Source organism: Photobacterium sp. GB-210 (assembly GCF_003026075.1).
Classification (GTDB): Bacteria; Pseudomonadota; Gammaproteobacteria; order Enterobacterales; family Vibrionaceae; genus Photobacterium.
Genome location: NZ_PYNU01000001.1, coordinates 326,490 through 349,114, shown reverse-complemented (window position 1 = coordinate 349,114; position 22,625 = coordinate 326,490). Strand labels below are relative to the sequence as shown.

General features: G+C 40.6%; 23 protein-coding genes and 1 riboswitch. Of the genes, 11 read left to right on the top strand and 12 right to left on the bottom strand.

Features of this window, described 5'->3' with window-relative positions; translation table 11 throughout:
* Positions 1-4: 4 nt before the first annotated feature.
* From hisB to hisIE, 5 genes are read left to right on the top strand one after another with little or no spacing between them, the layout of a single operon-like run.
* Complete coding sequence (gene hisB / locus C9J38_RS01750; RefSeq protein WP_370444637.1) at positions 5-1,075, top strand: bifunctional histidinol-phosphatase/imidazoleglycerol-phosphate dehydratase HisB; 1,071 nt, start codon at positions 5-7, stop codon at positions 1,073-1,075.
* Complete coding sequence (hisH, locus tag C9J38_RS01745) at positions 1,075-1,722, top strand: imidazole glycerol phosphate synthase subunit HisH (RefSeq protein ID WP_107205602.1); 648 nt, start codon at positions 1,075-1,077, stop codon at positions 1,720-1,722. Before hisB ends, hisH begins: the two co-directional genes overlap by 1 nt.
* Positions 1,723-1,742: 20 nt before the next feature.
* Positions 1,743-2,477, top strand: coding sequence for a 1-(5-phosphoribosyl)-5-[(5-phosphoribosylamino)methylideneamino]imidazole-4-carboxamide isomerase (gene hisA / locus C9J38_RS01740; RefSeq protein WP_005370613.1), 735 nt, complete (start codon positions 1,743-1,745; stop codon positions 2,475-2,477).
* A 10-nt stretch (positions 2,478-2,487) separates the two neighbouring features.
* The gene (hisF, locus tag C9J38_RS01735; protein WP_005370612.1) at positions 2,488-3,261 is read left to right on the top strand and encodes an imidazole glycerol phosphate synthase subunit HisF; all 774 of its coding nucleotides are present in this window, start codon (positions 2,488-2,490) and stop codon (positions 3,259-3,261) included.
* Positions 3,258-3,881 carry a bifunctional phosphoribosyl-AMP cyclohydrolase/phosphoribosyl-ATP diphosphatase HisIE gene (hisIE, locus tag C9J38_RS01730; protein WP_107205601.1) on the top strand — a complete coding sequence of 208 codons (624 nt, stop codon included), beginning with the start codon at positions 3,258-3,260 and terminating at the stop codon, positions 3,879-3,881. The genes hisF and hisIE overlap by 4 nt, the downstream gene beginning before the upstream one ends.
* Before the next feature lie 113 nt (positions 3,882-3,994).
* On the opposite strand, the gene C9J38_RS01725 is transcribed toward hisIE, so the two are convergent.
* Together C9J38_RS01725 and C9J38_RS01720 are read right to left on the bottom strand one after the other, a co-directional pair.
* On the bottom strand, positions 3,995-4,573 hold the full coding sequence (locus C9J38_RS01725; RefSeq protein ID WP_107205600.1) for a thymidine kinase: 579 nt from the start codon (positions 4,571-4,573) through the stop codon (positions 3,995-3,997).
* A 162-nt stretch (positions 4,574-4,735) separates the two neighbouring features.
* Positions 4,736-6,334 (bottom strand): Na+/H+ antiporter NhaC family protein, encoded by a 1,599-nt coding sequence (locus C9J38_RS01720; RefSeq protein WP_107205599.1) that lies wholly within the window; start codon positions 6,332-6,334, stop codon positions 4,736-4,738.
* 86 nt (positions 6,335-6,420) lie between these two features.
* Positions 6,421-6,601: riboswitch (Lysine riboswitch) on the bottom strand.
* 361 nt (positions 6,602-6,962) lie between these two features.
* On the opposite strand from C9J38_RS01720, the gene C9J38_RS01715 reads away from it, so the two are divergent.
* A complete protein-coding gene (locus C9J38_RS01715) occupies positions 6,963-7,358 on the top strand; it encodes an H-NS family nucleoid-associated regulatory protein (RefSeq protein WP_045183993.1) in 396 nt (131 codons plus the stop codon).
* 234 nt (positions 7,359-7,592) lie between these two features.
* Here the strand turns inward: C9J38_RS01715 and C9J38_RS01710 are convergent, their stop codons facing one another.
* Complete coding sequence (locus C9J38_RS01710) at positions 7,593-8,561, bottom strand: lytic transglycosylase domain-containing protein (RefSeq protein ID WP_045082690.1); 969 nt, start codon at positions 8,559-8,561, stop codon at positions 7,593-7,595.
* Positions 8,562-8,568: 7 nt separating this feature from the next.
* Positions 8,569-8,847 (bottom strand): YcgL domain-containing protein, encoded by a 279-nt coding sequence (locus C9J38_RS01705; protein ID WP_005370601.1) that lies wholly within the window; start codon positions 8,845-8,847, stop codon positions 8,569-8,571.
* A gap of 220 nt (positions 8,848-9,067) precedes the next feature.
* Between C9J38_RS01705 and minC the strand changes: the two genes are divergently transcribed.
* Genes minC through minE form a run of 3 tightly spaced genes read left to right on the top strand, consistent with a single transcriptional unit; the run spans position 9,068 to position 10,879 of the window.
* A complete protein-coding gene (gene minC / locus C9J38_RS01700; protein WP_107205598.1) occupies positions 9,068-9,772 on the top strand; it encodes a septum site-determining protein MinC in 705 nt (234 codons plus the stop codon).
* 24 nt (positions 9,773-9,796) lie between these two features.
* On the top strand, positions 9,797-10,609 hold the full coding sequence (minD, locus tag C9J38_RS01695; RefSeq protein ID WP_107205597.1) for a septum site-determining protein MinD: 813 nt from the start codon (positions 9,797-9,799) through the stop codon (positions 10,607-10,609).
* A gap of 6 nt (positions 10,610-10,615) precedes the next feature.
* Positions 10,616-10,879 (top strand): cell division topological specificity factor MinE, encoded by a 264-nt coding sequence (gene minE, locus C9J38_RS01690; RefSeq protein ID WP_005370595.1) that lies wholly within the window; start codon positions 10,616-10,618, stop codon positions 10,877-10,879.
* A gap of 52 nt (positions 10,880-10,931) precedes the next feature.
* Here the strand turns inward: minE and rnd are convergent, their stop codons facing one another.
* The 7 genes from rnd to C9J38_RS01655 all read right to left on the bottom strand — a co-directional run bounded on the left by rnd (position 10,932) and on the right by C9J38_RS01655 (position 18,672).
* Positions 10,932-12,059 carry a ribonuclease D gene (gene rnd, locus C9J38_RS01685; protein ID WP_107205596.1) on the bottom strand — a complete coding sequence of 376 codons (1,128 nt, stop codon included), beginning with the start codon at positions 12,057-12,059 and terminating at the stop codon, positions 10,932-10,934.
* 163 nt (positions 12,060-12,222) lie between these two features.
* On the bottom strand, positions 12,223-13,905 hold the full coding sequence (fadD, locus tag C9J38_RS01680) for a long-chain-fatty-acid--CoA ligase FadD (RefSeq protein ID WP_105060617.1): 1,683 nt from the start codon (positions 13,903-13,905) through the stop codon (positions 12,223-12,225).
* A gap of 174 nt (positions 13,906-14,079) precedes the next feature.
* Positions 14,080-14,958 carry an alpha/beta fold hydrolase gene (locus C9J38_RS01675; protein WP_107205595.1) on the bottom strand — a complete coding sequence of 293 codons (879 nt, stop codon included), beginning with the start codon at positions 14,956-14,958 and terminating at the stop codon, positions 14,080-14,082.
* Between the two features lie 3 nt (positions 14,959-14,961).
* On the bottom strand, positions 14,962-15,528 hold the full coding sequence (locus tag C9J38_RS01670) for a Slp family lipoprotein (RefSeq protein ID WP_107205594.1): 567 nt from the start codon (positions 15,526-15,528) through the stop codon (positions 14,962-14,964).
* Positions 15,529-15,645: 117 nt separating this feature from the next.
* On the bottom strand, positions 15,646-15,939 hold the full coding sequence (locus C9J38_RS01665) for a hypothetical protein (protein ID WP_107205593.1): 294 nt from the start codon (positions 15,937-15,939) through the stop codon (positions 15,646-15,648).
* 75 nt (positions 15,940-16,014) lie between these two features.
* Positions 16,015-16,716 (bottom strand): tRNA (adenosine(37)-N6)-threonylcarbamoyltransferase complex dimerization subunit type 1 TsaB, encoded by a 702-nt coding sequence (gene tsaB / locus C9J38_RS01660; RefSeq protein ID WP_107205592.1) that lies wholly within the window; start codon positions 16,714-16,716, stop codon positions 16,015-16,017.
* Entirely contained in the window at positions 16,717-18,672 is a 1,956-nt protein-coding gene (locus C9J38_RS01655; protein ID WP_107205591.1) for an ATP-dependent DNA helicase, read from the bottom strand.
* A 227-nt stretch (positions 18,673-18,899) separates the two neighbouring features.
* Between C9J38_RS01655 and purU the strand changes: the two genes are divergently transcribed.
* Positions 18,900-19,733, top strand: coding sequence for a formyltetrahydrofolate deformylase (gene purU / locus C9J38_RS01650; protein ID WP_105060623.1), 834 nt, complete (start codon positions 18,900-18,902; stop codon positions 19,731-19,733).
* 81 nt (positions 19,734-19,814) lie between these two features.
* Here the strand turns inward: purU and C9J38_RS01645 are convergent, their stop codons facing one another.
* Positions 19,815-20,399, bottom strand: coding sequence for a VOC family protein (locus tag C9J38_RS01645; protein WP_107205590.1), 585 nt, complete (start codon positions 20,397-20,399; stop codon positions 19,815-19,817).
* A gap of 417 nt (positions 20,400-20,816) precedes the next feature.
* Here C9J38_RS01645 and argS point away from each other — a divergent pair, with 417 nt between their 5' ends.
* A complete protein-coding gene (argS, locus tag C9J38_RS01640; RefSeq protein WP_105060625.1) occupies positions 20,817-22,547 on the top strand; it encodes an arginine--tRNA ligase in 1,731 nt (576 codons plus the stop codon).
* The last annotated feature ends 78 nt before the right edge of the window (positions 22,548-22,625 follow it).

Sequence of the window (22,625 nt, the reverse complement as noted above, 5' to 3'; positions counted from 1 at the left end):
GATTGTGAGCAAGGAAAAGATTTTATTTATTGACCGTGACGGCACCTTAATTGTTGAGCCGCCAGTAGACTTTCAAGTAGACCGTTTAGATAAACTTAAATTTGAACCGAATGTGATTCCTGCCCTACTTGCTTTGCAAAGCGCAGGCTACAAACTAGTTATGGTGACAAACCAAGATGGTTTAGGTACAGATAGCTACCCACAGGCGGATTTCGACGCGCCACATAATATGATGATGGAAATCTTCGAATCACAAGGTGTAGTATTTAGCGATGTGCTGATTTGTCCTCACTTTGATAACGAAGGTTGTAGTTGTCGTAAGCCTAAGCTTGGACTTGTCAAAGAGTATCTCCAGCAAGGTCGTGTAGATTTTGAAACATCAGCAGTCATTGGCGATCGGATTACTGATCTACAACTGGCTGAAAATATGGCGATTCGTGGTATCCAGTACAACCCTGAAACCATGAATTGGATGCAGATCTTAACTGATTTAACCACCCAACCTCGTATTGCTGAGGTTGTAAGAACCACCAAAGAAACTGATATTCGCGTTAAAGTGAATTTAGATCAAACGGGCGGTAATACGATTTCAACTGGCCTTGGCTTTTTTGATCACATGCTAGATCAAATCGCCACGCACGGCGGTTTTCAAATGACCTTAACCGTTGATGGTGATTTACACATCGATGATCACCACAGTGTTGAAGATGCCGCACTTGCGTTAGGCGAAGCGTTGAAAAAAGCCTTAGGTGATAAACGTGGAATTGGCCGCTTTGGCTTTAGCCTACCGATGGATGAGTGTTTAGCACAATGCGCGTTAGATCTATCTGGTCGTCCATATTTGAAATTTGATGCACAATTTAGTCGTGATCAAGTTGGTGATTTATCAACGGAAATGGTGCCACACTTCTTCCGCTCTTTAACTGATACGCTCGCTTGTACCCTGCACTTATCATCAACAGGTAATAACGATCACCACATCGTTGAAAGCCTATTTAAAGCTTTCGGCCGCACATTGCGCCAAGCGATTAAAGTAGAAGGTAACGAACTACCAAGCAGTAAAGGAGTGTTGTAATGACAGCAACCAATACTCAACAGCGCGTAGTCATTATTGATACTGGTTGTGCCAATGTATCTTCTGTTCGCTTTGCTATTGAACGTCTTGGCTATCAAGTGGAAGTCAGCAAAGATCCAGCAGTTGTACTTGCTGCCGATAAGCTCTTTCTTCCGGGTGTTGGTACCGCCAGTGAAGCAATGCAGAACCTACAACAGCGTGATTTAGTTAGCTTAGTAAAGCAAGTGACTAAACCGTTGTTAGGGATCTGTTTGGGTATGCAGCTACTGGGTAAAGCATCGCAGGAGCACGGGCAAAATGGCAGTGAAATTATTCCCTGCTTAGATTTGTGTGATGCTTCTGTAGAGAAAATCCAAGCCGAGGGGTTACCGCTGCCACATATGGGTTGGAACACCATTACACCGGAAGATAATCACCCGCTATTTAATGGCATCCCTGCGGGAAGCTATTTTTATTTCGTGCATAGTTACGCCATGCCTGTATTTGATCATGCCGCGCAGCAAGGTGGTAAAACCATCGCCAGCGCGCAATATGGTCAAAGCTTTACCGCAGCAGTGCAAAATGGCAATTACTACGGGGTGCAATTTCACCCAGAGCGTTCAAGTAAAGCTGGCGCGAAACTCATTCAAAACTTCCTCGAACTATAACGATAACAAAAGGACTTGTTATGATTATTCCTGCATTAGATCTGATTGAAGGCCAAGTCGTTCGTCTATTCCAAGGCGACTATGGTCAAGTAACAGAATACAAAGTCGATCCCGCAGAGCAATTTAATCTTTACCACCAAGCTGGCGCTAACTGGCTCCACTTGGTTGATTTAACGGGCGCAAAAGATACGCAAGCCCGTCAATTATCCCTTATTGAAAAACTACTCAAAAGCACACCAGCCAATGTACAAATTGGTGGTGGCGTACGCACAGAACAAGACGTCGCAGATCTACTTAACGCAGGTGCTAAACGCGTAGTGATAGGTTCAACGGCCGTTAAACAACCAGAGATGGTTAAAGGCTGGATGGAAAAGTATGGTGCTGAACACATTGTATTGGCACTGGATATCAATATTGATGACAACGGTAACCGCATTGTCGCTGTATCTGGTTGGCAAGAAGATTCAGGCGTTACTATTGAGGCGCTATTAGAAGATTTCCTAAAAGTGGGTTTAAAACACGTGCTATGTACTGACATTTCTCGTGATGGCACATTAGCTGGTTCAAATGTCGAACTGTATGTCGATCTTTGTCGCCAGTACCCGCAAGTACAATTTCAATCATCTGGTGGCATTGGCTCGCTTGATGATATTGCAGCATTAAAAGGCTCAGGTGTGGCTGGCGTTATTGTCGGTCGCGCCCTACTTGATGGTAAGTTTACTGCCGAGCAAGCCTTTACATGCTGGAACAATTAAGGAGACCACAATGTTAGCTAAACGTATTATTCCTTGTTTAGACGTACGTGATGGTCAGGTTGTAAAAGGTGTCCAATTTCGTAACCACGAAATCATTGGCGACATTGTACCACTGGCAAAACGTTACGCTGAAGAAGGCGCAGATGAATTGGTTTTCTACGATATTACCGCATCAAGTGACGGTCGTGTTGTTGATAAAAGCTGGGTATCTCGCGTTGCAGAAGTGATTGATATTCCATTCTGTGTCGCAGGTGGGATTAAATCTGCTGACGATGCGAGCCGTATTCTTCAATTTGGTGCAGATAAAGTCTCTATCAATTCACCAGCGCTGGCAGATCCAACATTAATCACCACATTGGCGGATAAGTTCGGTGTGCAATGTATCGTTGTCGGTATTGATTCCTATTTTGACGCTGAAACAGGTCAATATCAGGTATACCAATTTACTGGTGATGAAAAGCGTACCAAAGCAACCCAATGGCAAACACGTGATTGGGTTGAAGAAGTTCAACGTCGTGGCGCGGGTGAAATCGTACTGAACATGATGAACCAAGATGGCGTACGTAATGGTTACGACTTAGAGCAACTCAACATGGTACGCAGTGTATGTGACGTGCCTTTAATTGCTTCTGGTGGTGCGGGTGAAATGCAGCACTTTAGCGATGCCTTTAAGCTTGCGAATGTAGACGGCGCCTTAGCTGCCTCTGTTTTCCATAAACAAATCATCAACATTGGTGAGTTAAAGCAATTTCTGAAAACGCAAAATGTGGAGATCCGACTATGAGTTTATTAACCAAAATCAATTGGGAAAAAGTAGCCGGACTGATCCCTGCTATTGTTCAAGATAATGCCAGTGGTCAAGTGCTAATGCTTGGCTACATGAACGAAGATGCGCTTCAAAAGACACTTGATACTAAACAAGTCACTTTCTGGTCTCGCACCAAAGAGCGCCTGTGGACGAAAGGTGAAACATCAGGCAATGTACTGCAACTTAAAAGTATTCAGCTTGATTGTGACCAAGACACCTTATTAGTACACGTCGATCCAATTGGTCCAACGTGCCACTTAAACACGACCACCTGTTTTGATTCTGATGAAAGTGATGCTCAGCCACCGTCACTGGTTTTCCTTCATCAACTTGAGCAGCTCTTGGCGAGTCGTAAAGGTGCAGATCCTGAGTCTTCCTACACAGCTAGCCTCTACGCCCGTGGCACCAAGCGTATATCGCAAAAAGTGGGCGAAGAAGGTGTTGAAGTCGCGCTTGCGGCAACGTCGGGTGACAAAGCGGAATTAGTATGTGAATCAGCGGATTTGATCTATCACCTGCTTGTACTACTTCAAGATCAAGGTTTATCACTGTCAGATGTGACGAATAAACTGCAAGAGCGTCATAATAAGAAATAATTCAATCGTCAGTTACGATGAAAAAGCCAGCTAAATAAGCTGGCTTTTTGTTTCGCAAGAATTACGTATTACTGGATAAGATAAAAAGGACTATCCCTATTATCATTAAATAATTAACGACCTAATGCCTCTTTATAATGTAATCGGCATACTGATACGTAACGTGCGTTGCCACCAATTTCAACTTGTTCACCATCAGCAATAGCACGACCGGTTTCATCTTGACGGATCACCATGTTTGCTTTGCGACCACAGTGACAAATTGTTTTTAATTCAACTAACTTATCCGCCCACGATAATAAGTAACGACTCCCTTCAAAAAGTTCACCTAAGAAGTCTGTACGTAAGCCGTAACATAAAACCGGAATATCGAGTTTATCGACCACTTCCGTTAATTGATACACCTGCGCTTTAGATAAGAACTGGCATTCATCAATTAATACGCAATCAATTTTACCTCTATCTGATAACGCTTTTAATCGTTCGAATAAATCATCTTCTGCATTAAATAACTCAGCCTCTTCTTCTAAACCAATACGAGAGCTGACTTTACCCACACCAAAGCGATCATCAATCGCAGCAGTAAAAATAACGGGGGTCATTCCTCTTTCGCGATAATTAAACGAGGATTGCAATAATGTGGTCGATTTCCCTGCATTCATTGCAGAGTAATAGAAATACATTTGGGCCATGAGGATTCCCTAGTAATACGATTGGTTTAAAAAAACTGCGCCGATGCTACAGAAATTCACTCACAATGAAAAGTGATAGACTTAACAAGTACACATTAGTTACAAAAAAGCCCATACTCTTTTTCATGAAAAGTGTATGGGCTTAAAAGAACAGAGATAAAATCAGCTTTTTACTGTTGGGACATAAGTACGTCGTGATAACCAAGCAAACAACACACAAACCATAATAAAAGTAATTATAGCCGCGATGAAGGCTACGGGTAATGAATCAGTCATACCTAGCACAAGGAAGCCAATAGTAGAAACAAAGGCGACAGAAACTGCGTAAGGAAGTTGCGTTGCGACATGATCAATATGATGGCAACGTGCCCCCGTTGAAGACAATATTGTAGTATCTGAAATCGGTGAACAGTGATCACCAAATACAGAGCCTGCTAATACTCCCGCTAGCATTGGTAACATCAAGGTAATATCGGTTGCCCCAGCTAAATCACCAGCTATAGGTAACATAATGCCAAACGTGCCCCACGACGTACCTGTAGAAAATGCCATCACGCCTGATAATAAAAATAAGATCATCGGTAATAACATAGGGTTAATATTCCCTTGTACAAGGGTTGATAAATATTGACCCGTTTTCATATCACCAATAACGCTACCAATACTCCACGCGAATAATAAAATTAAAATCGCACCAAACATGGATTTAGCACCAATCCATAATGTGCGAATAACTTCATTAAATGCAATACGCTGGCGAATGACTGGAATAATCGCAGCAACTAAGCCAAATAAACCACCAAGACAAAGTGACTTACCGACATCAGTATTTTCAAACGCACCTAGCAGAGCAAAAGATTTACCATCTGCTGCTAATGCTTGATAGCCTGTAAAAACCATAAAAAAGAACGTGGCAAATATTAAAATAACAATCGGCCAAATTAAATCGCCAACTTTACCTTTCGTACTTTCAACAATTTCTAATTCGTCAGTTAAATCTTTTGCTTGTTCATCAACATCACCGCCTTCATCAAAACCACGGCCATGCATTGCTGCCATCTCATGTTTTTTCATTGGTCCAATATCCCATTGGAACCAAGACACAACAAAAACCATAGCTAAAGCAAAAATAGCATAGAAGTTCATTGGCGCTAGCGTTAAAAAGGCACTTAAAGGTGTATATTCTGTTACTCCATGCGTAACTAAAATACCGCCAATTAACGTAATTATATACGCACCCCAACTCGATGCCGGCATTAGAACGCACATTGGAGCGGCTGTTGAATCTAATATATAAGCCAATTTAGAACGCGATACGTAATAGCGATCCGTTACGGGACGAGCGATAGAACCCACCGCTAAACTATTAAAGTAATCATCAACAAAAATAAACACACCTAAAAAAGCAGCAAGCAGTTTCGCGCCCCTTTTTGTTTTAATTTTTGTTTGTGCCCATGCAGCGAATGCACGAGTACCACCAGACAATGTTAACAATGCTGTCGTCATGCCTAATATAATGAGGAATAAAACAATACTCATATTCCAGGTATTAATACCACCATCAGATATGAATAAGTTTTGTATAGTGCCTCCTAAATAAGAAGCTGAATGGTTAAATGAAAAGTCATTTAAGTAAAGTGCTCCTAATACGATACCCGCACCAAGAGAAACTAACACACGCCGAGAAAGTATCGCTAACCCTAACGCAACAATAGGAGGAATAATGGATACTAATGAATGGGAGTAATCTACTAAATTCATGATCTCAAAGACAACCGAATTAGGTTGGAGATCTACTGGATAACATGGCGGTTAACCATATTTGAAGAACGTCTTGGCTCTTCTCTTTTCACAGTAGCGCTCCATAGTGAATATGATTATATACTATGGCAGTGTTGCACTTATTCAATACAACCCCAGAAAAAGGATTTGACGTCACTCTTACTTCGGCATTAGCTCCTTTCATTAACCGTCATTGGTTTCACCCTCTTGTTAATTACTATTAGATAACGCGCCTCTACCTTACATCAAGGTTGCGATTATTCTACGTAATGTTTCATTATTTGCAACAACATCACATGAAACATTTAACAACAGAACAAATAACATTGCATTATAAATATAATCTTATCTAAGTATAGCTTCACCCATTAAATATTATGAACCTACGAGCAGATATGTTTCATTTTGTAACCATTTAAACATCTATTAAGCATAAATCCGATATTCGTATTTTTATAAAAATACGAATATCGCTATTATTAACAATTAACAATAAAGAATGTTTAAAGTGTTTTGACATAATGAATAAAAGCATTACTATTGTAATAAATGATTCGACACTGCTATTATTATTTACAGTTAGTTAAAAATAACAGGAAATATAAAAATGTCTGATGCAATGAAAGCACTTTTAAACCTTCGTAGTCTTCGTGCACTTTCTCGTGAATATACTTTAGAGCAACTAGAAGAAGCTTTAGAGAAATTAACTACCGTTGTTCAAGAACGTGCTGAAGCTGAAGAAGAAGAACAAGCAAAAGAAAATGAGCGTAATGAAAAACTAGCTCAATACCGTGAAATGCTATTAGCTGATGGTATCGACCCTGAAGAATTGTTAGCAAGCCTTTCAAAAGCACCAAAAGCAAAACGTGCTGCACGTCCAGCTAAATATAAATTCATCGATGAAAACGGTGAAGAAAAAACGTGGACAGGCCAAGGCCGTACACCAAGCGCGCTTAAGCAAGCACTTGAAAATGGTAAATCTTTAGAAGAATTTGAAATCTAATTTCATTTCCTACCATATATTTAGAAAGCTCAACTTAGTTGGGCTTTTTTTATACTGTCATGAACCAAGAATTATAGACATCAATCTAAACAACGCTGTTTTCGAATTGCTTAAAGATATGTCTAGGCAAATATTTATTCGCTTTTAAATATAGAAAACACAAATCAAAATAAAAAGCCAGGCAGTAGTGCCTGACTTTCAATACAGATAACCTTTTATTATTGGTTATAGCTATTAGATACGATCAGCAAGATGGCTGACAGCTAAAGCAAAATAATGAGAACGATTCCATTTCATTAATGTTTGGTAATTACCATAAACAAGGTAAGCACGCCCATGTTCGTCATCAGGTTGAATTAACCATGCATCAATGTCTTCTTTGGGTAAATTCCCACCACTCATAGTACGAACACCGAGTGTTTGCCATTGTGCTAGTGTTTTGGTTTTTTCTACACCCGTACCTTTTAAATCGGCCGATAATGATGATGGGATCTTAACTTGACGTCCCCAAGTATATTTATCATTCCAACCTGATTTTTTTAGGTAATTCGCTGCAGATGCAAAAACATCCGCTTTAGTATTCCAAATATCAGCTTTACCATCATTATTACCATCAACCGCAAAGGTTAAATAAGATGTTGGCATAAATTGGCATTGACCCATCGCCCCTGCCCATGATCCTTTCATCTCATCAATCGTAATATGTCCTTCTTGAAGGATTTGTAATGCCGCCATCACTTGTTTACGAAATAATGCTTCACGACGACCTTCATAAGCCAACGTGGTTAATGCTTCAACAACATGGTAATTACCTTGTAATTTACCAAAGTTACTTTCAACCCCCCACAACGCAACAATAAAACGTGGCTGTACGCCGTATTCTTTACCTATCCGATCTAATGTTGTTTTATTCTCTTGATATAAACGACGTGCTTGTTTTACTTTCCAGTCAGGTACAGCGCGTGGAATATATTGATCTAATGTTAACTTTTTCTCAGGTTGGTTTTTATCTGCCTTTACTGCACGATGAGTAAATGTAATGCCTTTAAAAGCTGAATCGAGAATAGGCTCAGAAATACCATTACTACGCGCTTCTGCTTTTAATTTATTTATATATGCGTTAAACCCTTCATCAGCAGCAAAAGCTGTTGAGGAAATCCCTAGTCCTAAGGCCACAACGGCCGATATAAAACGCTTATGCATAATAACCTTAATTAGCTCTGCCGGCTTTCTCGGCTTTATATTGATCCAATAAATTTGTTACTGGCGGTGGAACTTGAAGATAGAAACCAACGGTCTTTAATGCTTCTTTTACTTTTTCAACATCGGCCAAGGCTAACTTTCTCCCTTCTAACTTTATCACCATAACAAATTGCGGTTTACCAAATGTATTCATTAATACTTCAGGCACATCGGAGAAATCATCTTTCTTATTTACATATAAATATGTGTTATCTTTTTTTAAGCTTTTATAGATTGCACACAACATTTCAATTCACCTATTTGTTAAAGCTTATTCTTTCAGACAGCTATTTTAACGTATCATTCCCCGTTGGTTTATTTTTCCCCTACAGGATGAGACTTTTGTCTGAATTTCCCATGTCAAAGCAAGGATAACTTGCCCCTAACTGCTCGGGAATATACCATGCTAGTACCTTTGTGATAATCAACAAGAATGGTTAATTTAAACATTAACCATAATAAATACCATGACCAAGACGACTGAACTTAAAGGGAGCTCATTTACGCTCTCTGCGCTTCATTTAATTGATGGTGATATCAAAAAAGCGACCGATCACCTAAAAGAAAAAATTGAACTCGCACCTAATTTCTTTGCATCAGCTCCCGTTGTTATCGATATCTCTAATGCAGGCAAAGATATTAATTTTGAGCAATTAAAACGAGCAATTGTCGACGCGGGCATGATCCCTGTAGGTATCAGCGGTTGTAAAGAACAAGCGTTACAAAATCAAGCAAAATCTGCTGGATTTGCTATTATGAATGCCGCACGCACGGTGAAAGAAAAAACAACAGTAGAATCTACTGAAGCTGAGCCATCTTCTCAGCCAGTTCAAGGCCGAGAGTCTGCACTTATCATTCGCACTCCTGTTCGTTCTGGTCAACAGATTTATGCTAAAAATCGTGACCTTGTCATTCTCAACCATGTGAGTGCGGGCGCTGAAATTATTGCTGATGGTTGCATTCATATTTACGGTACGTTACGTGGTCGAGCATTAGCTGGAGCCAACGGAGACCTAGAAGCGACAATTTTCTGTCAGAACTTGCAATCTGAACTAATTTCAGTTGCAGGAAACTACTGGCTAAGTGATAACATTCAGGATGAGTTCTGGGGCAAGGGTGTTGTAATTTCAATTACTGATAATACGCTTAGCATCGAGCACCTTGCTTTATAAAAGTTTTAATAAGGAATTTAGTAAATGGCACGAATTATCGTTGTTACTTCAGGTAAAGGCGGCGTTGGTAAAACAACCTCAAGCGCAGCCATTGCATCTGGTCTAGCATTATGCGGTAAAAAAACGGCGGTTATCGATTTTGATATTGGTTTACGTAACCTTGATCTCATTATGGGTTGTGAGCGACGTGTCGTTTATGACTTTGTAAACGTTATCAACGGCGAAGCAAATCTGAACCAAGCATTAATTAAAGATAAGCGTGTTGATAACCTTTTTGTTTTACCAGCATCTCAGACTCGTGATAAAGACGCACTCTCTCGTGAAGGTGTTGAGCGTGTTTTAAATGACTTGGATAAAATGAATTTTGATTTCATTATCTGTGATTCTCCAGCAGGTATTGAAACTGGTGCTTTAATGGCACTTTACTTTGCTGATGAAGCGATTGTAACAACGAATCCTGAAGTCTCTTCTGTTCGCGACTCTGATCGTATTTTAGGTATTCTAGATTCTAAGTCTCGCCGAGCAGAAGATGGTAAAGACGCAGTTAAACAACACTTACTACTAACACGCTATAACCCGACACGTGTAACGCAAGGTGAAATGCTAAGCGTTCAAGATGTTGAAGAAATTTTACACATCCCTCTTTTAGGTGTTATTCCTGAAAGCCAAGCTGTGCTAAACGCATCTAACAAGGGTGAGCCCGTTATTTTCGATAAAGAATCTGATGCTGGCATTGCTTATGAAGATACAGTAGCACGCTTATTGGGTGAGGAACGCCCATTTAAATTCTTAGAGGAAGAGAAGAAAGGCTTCCTAAAACGCTTATTTGGAGGCTAACTTTATATGGCACTGCTCGAGTTTTTCCGCCCGAAAAAGACGAAAACAGCGAATGTAGCAAAGGAAAGGTTACAGATTATTGTCGCTGAACGTCGTAGTGCTGGACAACCGGCTCCAGCCTACCTACCCCAGCTAAAACAAGATATTTTAGATGTGATCAGTAAGTACGTTCAAATCGACCCAAATCAAGTGTCTGTGAACCTTGATCATAAAGAGGAAGATTTATCCGTACTCGAACTTAACGTGACGTTACCTGACGAAGAACGTTAATACAGAAAAACCCGCAGATGGCGGGTTTTTTCTTTTAGGACGTAGTAATCAATTAGGCTTTTTCGTCTAATAACTTTAATACACGTTGCTCAAATAAATCACGACGCCAGTTTTTCAACATTTCAGGACGTTTTTCATCTTGACGCTGATACTTCCATGCCCAAGATAATACTTGGTGGATCTGCTTTTTAGAAGCTAAGAACTCAGGCGCTAAACCGGTCTCTTTTTCAACATCTGTTACTACGTCTTTGATGGATTTTACCATCTGCTTATAATGTGGGAAATCAACCAAACGCTCTATTTTCGCGGGATAATCTTGCGCTGCAATACGATCGCAATCATGCACCATTTTCAATAAACGGTTACCGTGACGTTGGATCTCCATTGGCTCAAAATCTGCTTTCTCAAGCTCAGATCGTGATTTAATATTAAAACGCGCTAATTTCCATAAATGTAATTCTTTGACAATGAAGTTTAATGCGATATCCCGTTTCTGCGCTTCACGTACTCGCCAAGCTGCAACTTTTTGCAAAACAGCAAGTTGCTGTGGGTTTAACTGCCATGCGTTTTTAATATCAAGATACGCTTTTTCTGGATCAACGGGCTTAATACGGCGGTGTATTACAGATAGGCATTCTTGCTGTAATGCTTCCATATAGCCCCGTTCTTCAACCTTAGCTAATAAACTTTCAAACAACGGTTTTAAGTAATAAACATCGGCAGCGGCATAATCGAGTTGTTTTGCCGTTAATGGACGTGCAAGCCAATTGGTACGCGCTTCGCCTTTATCAAGCTCAACACCAACGTATTCTTTCACTAATGCACCAAAGCCCGTTGAAATACCTTGTCCAAGGAAAGCTGCCATTAACTGAGTATCAAACATTGGTGTTGGTAAACAACCGGCATGATGCTGAAATACTTCTAGATCTTCACCACAGGCGTGAAGCACTTTCATCACCGATTGATCACGTAACAATGCCCACAATGGCTCCATGTCTTCCACTTCTAATGGATCAATTAACGATAACTGCTCACCATCGAATAATTGAATCAAACCTAAACGCGGGTATAGCGTACGAGTACGGACAAATTCCGTATCAAGCATAACGGCAGTGTGCGTTCTGGCTGAGTCACAACGCTGTTGTAATTGCTCGGTTGTTGTAATTATCTCGAAGTTCACATGATACCTTTTCGGTGCGGGGCTAAATCATTAACCTTTTTGTAAATTATATTAAGAAAAATGCCGACGTAATGTCGGCATCTATAATATCGCGCAATAGTATGTAATAACACTTTTCAGCAAAAACTGATGGGCTTTTTTACATATTTATTATCGCAAACACTTATTGTTGTGCTTTTTTATCAGACTCTTCACGCAATACGCGACGTAGAATCTTACCTACATTGGTTTTTGGCAAGTCATCCATAAATTCAACAATTTTAGGTATCTTATAACCTGTTAAATGTTGACGACAATGCGCTATCAATTCATCTTTTGTGAGGCTCTGATCGCGTTTCACCACACATATCTTAACCACTTCTCCAGACACTTCATGAGCCTGGCCGATCGCTGCGACTTCAAGCACTTTGTCATGTAGCGCTACAACATCTTCGATTTCATTAGGATAAACGTTAAAACCTGACACTAAGATCATATCTTTCTTACGATCGACAATATGCAAAAAGCCTTCATCATCAAATTTAACGATATCACCCGTCGATAGCCAACCATCTTCTGTTAATACTTCTTTAGTGGCTTCAGGACGCTGCCAGTAACCTTTCATGACTTGAGGACCACGAACTTGTAATTCACCGACTTCGTCGATACCCACAATATTACCTTCATCATCAACCATACGCACTTCAGTTGAAGGGACAGGCAGGCCAATTGAACCGTTATATTGCGTCAAATCATAAGGGTATGCTGCAACCAGTGGTGAACACTCGGTTAAACCGTACCCTTCTAATAAGTAATTACCGGTGATTTTCTGCCACTTTTCAGCAACAGCACGTTGCACCGCCATACCGCCGCCAACAGAAAGACGTAGATTACTAAAATCGAGCTCTTGGAAATCTTCATTGTTGATCAGCGCATTAAATAAGGTGTTCACACCTGTAATTGCTGTAAATTGATAACGTTGAAGCTCTTTGACAAAAGTGGGAATATCACGTGGATTCGTGATCAGTAAGTTCTGACCGCCCATTTCCATTAATAATAAGCAGTTTACTGTCAATGCAAATACATGATAAAGCGGTAAAGCGGTAACAATGAGCTCACGCCCCTCTGTTAGCACAGGACCATATGCACCTTTCGCCTGCATGACATTAGACACCATATTATGATGCGTTAATATTGCACCCTTAGCGACGCCTGTTGTACCACCTGTATATTGAAGAAATGCCATGTCATCGCCAGTAATAAATGGCTTAACATACTGCATACGACGGCCTTTACGCAGTGCGATACGCATTGAAGTCGCATGCGGCAAATGGTACTTAGGCACCATTTTCTTAATGTACTTAACAACAAAGTTAACCAAAGTACCTTTTGGACGAGACAATTGGTCGCCAAGGCTGGTTAAAATTACATTTTTAACACCTGTATTTTTAACAACAGCTTCAAGGGTATGAGCAAAGTTAGACACGATAACAATGGCTTTTGCACCAGAGTCATTTAATTGGTGCTCTAACTCACGTGGGGTGTATAACGGGTTGACGTTAACCACAACACAACCTGCACGTAAAATACCGAATAGCGCGATAGGATATTGCAGTAAGTTTGGCATCATTACAGCAACACGGTCACCTTTTTGTAGCTTCAATTCATTTTGAAGGTAAGCTGCAAAGGCACGGCTACGCTCTTCCAATTTACGGAAGGTCATAACTTGTCCCATGTTAATGAAAGCAGTTTGATCAGCATATTTACGTACTGATTGTTCAAACATATCAACTAATGATGAATATGCATCCGGATTAATTTCTGCCGGTACATCATTCGGATAGCGGCTAAGCCAAACCTTATCCACTCGCATTCTCCTTATTATTAGACTGCTTTAATACCTATACAGGAATACAGGTAAATACTGTACGTATAAATCAAACAGGCGTTTACATTCAAGTACAGTATACTTAACTTATAATTAACATCTTGCCAAATTAACTGAGTAGAAACTTTGAAGCTACTCATTGAAAAGCGAAGATTAATCTCTCTCGAGGGAAATAAAAGCCCTAATACAATTCGATACTGTATCTGGCTGTTCTAAATGGCAATGATGCCCCCCGTCAATCACTACCTGTGAAAACTGTTGAAGCTTGTATTTATCCTGCGGATCATCACGCAGTTGAGGAAATCCATGACTTCCGACAATCGAATAAATGGGTGCTTCTATTGACGACATAATTGCTTGTGCTTGTTGTTGTGTCATCCGGTAGAGTGATTCACAACGCAGGCGATGGTCATGTCGCCAGTACCACAGCCCATTACGCTTAACCGTTGCTCGCTTCACAACAGGCTCTAAACATGCCATGGGTAAATCATTAACGTTGGCACGTAATTGTAAAGCTTCAGTAAAAGAGCTCATTGCTCTTGCTTTACGACGTTCACTACTTTTACGGTATTGCTGTCGACTTTTAATCCCACGCTTTAACCGCTCAACCGTTTGTTCGGCCTCTTCCACTAATGGCGACAAGCCTTCAATTAATACCAACTTATCTATTGATTGAGGATAAGCAGCGCTATAACAACTGGCAATAATCGCCCCTAATGAGTGACCAACAAGACACACTCGCGTAGCAGGAAGCTGCATAATAACTTGGTGTAAATCATCAATATAATCGAAAAAGTGATAATAGTTATCCCCACTTCGAGATTGTGATAAACCATGTCCAGGCAAATCAATGGCAACAAGATTAAAATCTTTCTCTAGCCGTTGCCAAAGTGATGAAAACGTCGCAGCATTATCTTGCCAACCATGAATAAATAACAACACGGGTTTGTTATTCTCTAACGGCGACGATAATGAGAAATTGGTCAGTCCCGCTAATTCTAATTCAGCAAGCTTAAATATGATTGCTTCCATGACTTACATTATCACTCTATCAACCACGCGCCCTTGAATGCCAAACGGCGGCATAAAGTAATCATCGCCCCAAAATCCACAGTTAATGCCAATACAACGATTAAATCGCATTGGTGTTTCCATTTGAATTTGTTGCTGTACTTGCCAAATTTGCTCACCAGAAGCATTTACTACAGGAAAAGTATAATCGTACTCTCCAACTTTACCTTTTTGCATTCCAGTATATTGCCCGACAACTGTCAGTAAACGTCCTTTGGCATACTCGATAGGATCAAGAAAGCCAGGTACATTCGCAATAAATCTACCTTGGGGTTTACTGTTCAATATTGGTCTACCGTCAGAGGTTAACGGCAATGCGACTATTTCAACGCGAGTTTGTTTTGCTTCATTTTTAATTGAAGCAATAATGCCACCTAACCTTACTTCCTGATGTTGCATTACAGTAGGATGCTCTGTGATAACGCGTAAATCCGTGATCGGATTTTTCGTTTTAGTCTGCAAGCTGGCTGGAACACTGGCGCAGCCTACCATAAAGATTAATATCAGCCCAAGAAATAGCGTGCGAAACATATAAAACCTCAACATAACTGTTCAATATTACAGCAAAAGTAATTATTTAGGCATAGTCTACGGACACGTTAAATTAACGTGATAACGATGAGAATAATAAGGAAAGTATTCGTTGGTTTAAACAACCATATTGATACCGATCAGATCGGAAAGTTGTTCTTTTCTATCATGCAGCATGACATCCATATACATAGATAATGCTTTCTGATGTTTACCATCAGGGCGATCATACTGTAATTGACGATATTCTTGACTCGCCCACTCTGCGTGTTGTGTTGTCGATAACGATGATAAAACAGACGTTGATGAAACCGTATCACTTGAAGTGCTCGCTTTCGTACTAGAGGTCTGTGAGGTTGAACTAAATGGTTTTGATGGTAATGATATAACACCATGATTGATAGTAACCATAATCTCCTCTCATCATCCATTTAAAAAATTAGGATAAAGAAAAAGTAGCAGCACCCGCCACTACTCTTTATTTAATTATTCGCGACCTGGCAGTTTTTTCCATGTCACAGTATCACGTAAATACACAGGACTAGCCACTTCTGCGCTAACACTTTCACCACGAGCAAAAGCAAACTTCGCTAGGTGAACCATGTCTTGTGAATCAGGATATAACACCGAGCCCTGCTGCATTTCAAAAGGTAACTTAGCTAGAGTATCAGCATACACTTCCCACGCTGTACCCGCTGTTAACCAAATACCCGTTTCGGTCTGAACAGATTCAACTAAAGCATCAGGTACAATCACCTGCTCTGCACCGATAATTTGCCAGTCACCATCTATTTTACGCTGATACTGACCCCAATAGATTTCGCCCATACGAGCATCAATAGCAGATAATACATTGTCAGCTTGATGGACACGGTAAGTACCTTGCGCCATTGCAGCTAATGTTGACACGCCCACCATAGGTAAATCGGCACCAAACGCTAAACCTTGCGCAATACCAATGCCGATACGAACACCAGTAAAGCTACCAGGGCCTTGGCCGTAAGCCAATGCATCGAGTTGGTTTAGCTTGATACCAGCTTCAGCCAGAACTGTATCTACCATAGGCAAAATTTTTGTTGTGTGCTCACGTGGTGCATATTCACAACGAGAGATAACTTCGTCACCCATTAATAGGGCAACAGAACAATTTTCAGTTGCAGTATCAACTGCCAAAATTTTGGTGCTCATTCAAGCCTCTGAATGTTGGTTGTCATCTTCAATAACGTTATTGTTATTAATAGTAGACAAAAAGTCACTAACCCCTTCAACACTACGTGTACGAGGGATCGGTGGTAAACTTCGTAAAAATACAGCGCCATAATGCCTTGTTACTAATCGGTTATCACAAATGATCAATACGCCTTTGTCTTTAGTATCACGGATCAAACGCCCAACACCCTGCTTTAAGGTGATCACCGCATCAGGTACTTGGACATCGGCAAAAGGATCACCACCACGCATACGACAATCTTCAATACGTGCTTTTAATAATGGATCATCTGGTGCTGTAAACGGTAATTTATCAATGATAACACAGCTAAGGGCTTGCCCTCTAACATCAATCCCTTCCCAGAACGCCCCCGTTGCCACTAATAATGCATTACCATGAGCCAAATACTCATTAAGTAGCTTTTGTTTCGTTGTTTCACCTTGCGCTAACACGGGTAAACTCAGCTTCTCACGAAACCCTTCTGCAAGATCGCGTACCATTTGATGAGAAGTACACAAGAAAAAACAACGACCATTATTCGCTTCAATCACAGGCGCTAACATATCAACCAATTTGTTAGCGAGACCATAACTATTAGGCTCAGGTAAATGGCGAGGTACACATAATAACGCCTGCTCGTTGTAATCAAACGGACTTTCAAGCGAGAATTGTTGCTTTGGCTCTAACCCTAAGCGATGACTAAAGTGGGTGAAGTTCTCATCAACGGCTAAGGTTGCTGAAGTGAAGATCCATGCCCCTTTTTGCTCAGCCATTTGCTCTTTAAATTTATCCGCAACAGAGAGCGGCGTGATATTTAAACTAAACTGGCGAGGTGTACATTCATACCAATAGGAATAGCCTGTAATTGCAGTATCTGATACTCGTTTTAGTTTGGCTTTTAGCGTTGCTGCACGTTCAAAGGCAGTATCTAGTAACTGGCTTCGACCTAACGCCAGCTTAAGTACATCGTAGGTAAGATCTAATGCATCTGACAGTCGAGTCAATTCCCGTTGAACAGCAGGGGTTTGTGATGCTTCTCGCCAATTTCCTCGAAACCCGGGATCACCTAAAATAATCCGCATTTCAAACGCAGCTTGCTGTAACCTGTCTGCCGTTTTTTGCAGTTGGCGCATATCACGCGCTTCTGTGCGATAACCAATATCAATATCTTTCGCGAGTTCAATTAATTGGCGACTGGTTAGGCTCTGGCCAAAGTACTGACTGGCAATATCAGGCATTTGGTGGGCTTCATCAAAGATAAATACTTCAGCTTCAGGAATTAATTCACCAAAGCCGGTTTCTTTAATGGCTAAATCTGCCAAGAATAAATGGTGATTAACAACAACTACATCAGCTTCCATTGCTTTGCGACGTGCTTTAACGACAAAACAATCATCATACGAGGGGCATTCACGGCCTAAACAGTTATCATTGGTCGAAGTAATCAATGGAATGACTGGGCTATCTTCTGCAACATCTTCACATTCACCAAAATCGCCGCTTTTCGATGATGAAGACCATTGTCGAATTTTAACCAACTGTGTTAATAACGTAGGATCAGATTCCACATCATGGCTTTCTATCACTTGGCGATTTAGGCGATCAATACATAGATAATTTGAGCGCCCTTTTAATAACGCGACACGCCCCGTAAAGCCAATCGCATCAGCCATTAATGGCAAATCACGGTGAAATAATTGCTCTTGAAGGTTTTTAGAGCCTGTACTGATAATAGTTTTCTTACCACTAAGCAAAGCGGGGATCACATAAGCAAAGGTTTTACCTGTCCCCGTTCCCGCTTCAACCACCAGCTGAGATTCACTCTTGATCGCATCAGCCACAGCATTCGCCATATCAATTTGAGGTTGGCGAGCCTGAAAACCAGGGATGGCTTTATCTAATGCGCCACCAGAGGCAAAAAACTTCGTTATCATTTACTTCGCACTATTGGTTATATATACAGTATTCATTATGCCAATTATCCAACTACTCGACTAGTCTTCTATCCATCGATTACAAAAATTAACGACATCACTTTCTTATTAATAACATCACCTAACAAATAAATACTTTGACCATAAGGTTAAATCTAGGTAATAGTTAATTAAGATCTTTGTAACACGCAATGTATTATATGCGTGAATCGCAGTCAGGAAACGACATGGAAAAGAAAACACTCCTCACGGAATGCCCAGATGAAATGGGACTAATCGCCAAAATAACCAACATTTGTCATAAGCACCAACTAAATATTATCAACAATAAGGAATATGTTGATAACACCCATAATCAATTTTTCATGCGTACTGAGCTTGAAGGCTATTTTAATGATACAACCTTCCTCGCAGATATTGATCATGCTTTACCCAAAGGCAGCAAACGCCGTTTAATCAGTTCTGATCGCAAAAAAATCGTCATCATGGTGACAAAAGAAGCGCACTGTCTAGGTGATATTCTAGTTAAAGCCTTCGATGGATCATTAGATATCGACATTGCTGCGGTTGTCGGTAATTACGACACCCTACAAGGGCTAACGGAAAAATTTGATATTCCATTCCATCATGTTTGCCATGAAGGATTAAGCCGTGAAGAGCACGAGCAAAAACTATTAGAAGCGGTACAACAGTATCAACCAAATTACGTGGTACTGGCGAAATATATGCGTATTTTAACGCCTAATTTTGTTGCACAATTCCCTAATAAAATCATTAATATTCATCACAGTTTCTTACCTGCATTTATTGGCGCTAAGCCTTACCAACAAGCATTTGAACGTGGTGTAAAAATCATTGGTGCAACCGCACACTTTGTAACTAACGATCTTGATGAAGGGCCAATCATAACCCAAAACGTCATCCCTGTTGATCATAGTTTCAGTGCAGTTGAAATGGCAAAGTCTGGTCGTGATGTAGAAAAATCTGTGCTCAGTAAAGCATTAGGCCTTGCGGTAGACGATCGTATTTTTGTCTATGGTAACCGGACGGTTATTTTATAATCAGGAAAAGACAATATTAACCAAGCGAGCGTAGTAATCTTTGGGGATTACTACGCTTTTTATTATTCGTATTTACAGCAACTAGGCTTGTTCACTTTCTAATACTGCTTTTAACGAGTGTCCGTGTAATTTAATACATACCCCATCACGTTTAAACGCAAAAGTAGGATTAGCTAAACGTTCATCTTCACCGGATGGTGAACTGGCTTTTACTTTGATCCCCTTCGCATCTAACCCATCCCAATCTAATTGTGGTAATTGTTCTAGTAAATCTGCTTTTAATTCTTCAATCGTTTGTGCACTAGATGGCACCACAAACTCAATATGTTCCCATCCTTGCTTCAGATAAACTTTATCACTCGGATAAGGCAACTCTAACGCTTCGATTGTCCATCCATCTACGGCTAATGGCTGCTCAAACCCAATGATCACAATGGGACGACCATTGATCATATTGTTAGACCATTCTTGGCCATAACTCAGCCAGGCTTGATGTAACTGTTGCGCCACATCTTGATCATTGACACGTAATGCAATGTGATCGGCTTGGTAATCAGCCAGTGAAATCCCTAAATCATCAATCAATGCATTAATCGCTTTCATAAACTCCGGTAACTGCGCAAGCATCTGCGTTGGATGAAGATTATATTGTTCAAGCTTGTGCATAAATTTATCCTATTATTGACAGCTATTACTATAATGAGACGGAGTGAATAATTATCCATTTTTCGTGATTTAATGAAACATGAATTTAACGCACTCTCTTTTCAATACAATAGCGTGTTACACATTATTTACTCATAACAAAAAAAGTTAAAAAAAAACGTAAACAATAGGTTTTTCCGGTTGCCAAAGTACCTCCATCTGTGGGTATTATTAGGACAATACCTACTGCGTATTCAAGACTTCGGTGCATATTTAGATATTCGCGACCCCGTCAAAAATACTCACGTTAAACACTTGATTTATTTATGTTATCATTTTGTTTTATTTCGTGATTATTTTTGACGGTGATCTTGTAATACGTAGACATTTTTGCCTCTTATTAGTAATTGGCGTTACAAATGATTTAAGGATCAGCGTGTGAACATTCAAGCACTTATTAATGATAAAGTATCTCAGGCTTTAGAAGCCGCTGGCGCACCTGCAGGCAGCCCTGCCGCAGTTCGCCAATCAGCTAAAGCGCAGTTTGGTGATTACCAAGCGAACGGTGTTATGGGCGTAGCAAAGAAGCTAGGTACTAATCCACGCGAATTCGCACAAAAAGTTATCGACTGCCTAGAACTAGATGGTATTGCTGAGAAAGTTGAAATTGCCGGCCCAGGCTTTATTAACATTTTCTTAAACAAAGCGTGGTTAGCTGAGCGTGGTGAAGAAGCACTAAAAGATGAGCGTCTAGCCGTTAATACTGAAACAGCACAAAACATTGTTGTTGACTACTCTGCACCAAACGTTGCAAAAGAAATGCACGTAGGTCACTTACGTTCAACTATCATCGGTGATGCAGTTGTACGTACTCTTGAATTTTTAGGCCACAATGTTATCCGAGCTAACCACCTTGGTGACTGGGGTACACAATTCGGTATGCTTATCGCTAACATGCAGCGTAAAGAGCAAGAAGGTACTGATGTTTCTATGGACATCAGCGATCTTGAAGGTTTCTACCGTGAATCTAAAGTACTTTATGATGAAGACGAAGAATTCGGTAAAACAGCACGTAACTTTGTTGTTCGTCTACAAAGCGGTGATGAGTACTGCCTTGAGAAATGGAAGCAACTTGTTGCCATTACCCTTAAGCAGAACCAACGCAACTACGATCGTCTAAGCGTGTCACTGACTGATGACAACGTAATGGGCGAATCTATGTACAACGACATGCTACCTGGCGTTGTTGCAGATCTTAAAGAAAAAGGTCTAGCTGTAGAAAGTGATGGCGCAATTGTTGTTTACCTAGACGAATACAAAAACAAAGACGGCGAGCCTATGGGTGTGATCATCCAGAAGCGTGATGGCGGTTACCTATACACAACCACTGATATCGCTTGTGCTAAATACCGTTACGAGCAACTTCATGCTGATCGCGTACTTTACTTCATCGACTCACGTCAGCACCAACACCTAATGATGGCTTGGGAAATCGTACGTAAAGCGGGTTATGTGCCAGAGAGTGTATCTCTTGAGCACCACGCATTTGGTATGATGCTAGGGAAAGATGGTCGTCCATTTAAGACTCGTGCTGGCGGTACTGTTCGTCTTGCTGATCTTCTGGATGAAGCTGTTGAGCGTGCTAACAAGCTAATTGAAGAAAAGAACCCAGAACTAAGTGCTGAAGAAAAAGCAAACATTGCACAAACTGTTGCAATGGCTGCGGTTAAGTACTCTGATCTTTCTAAGCACCGTACGACAGATTACATCTTCGACTGGGACAACATGCTAGCATTCGAAGGTAACACTGCACCATACATGCAGTACGCATACACACGTGTAGCATCTATCTTTAAGCGCGCGAATGTTGAGCTTGCAGATCTTACTCACCCAATCGTTATCACTGACGAAAAAGAGCAAGTACTGCTATCTAAACTTCTTCAATTTGAAGAAGCGGTACAATCTGTAGCACGTGAAGGTCAACCACACTTAATGTGTACTTACCTATTCGAACTTGCAGGTATGTTCTCTAGCTTCTACGAAGCATGTCCAATTCTTAATGCTGAAGAAGATGTTAAGCAAAGCCGCTTGAAGCTTGCATTGCTAACATCAAAAACTATCAAGCAAGGTCTAGACCTACTTGGTATCGAAACACTAGAGCGTATGTAATCTACATCCCTCTTAATATTAAAAAGCCTTCCATTTGGAAGGCTTTTTATTTTCTGTTTATCGCACTCTGAAATATGT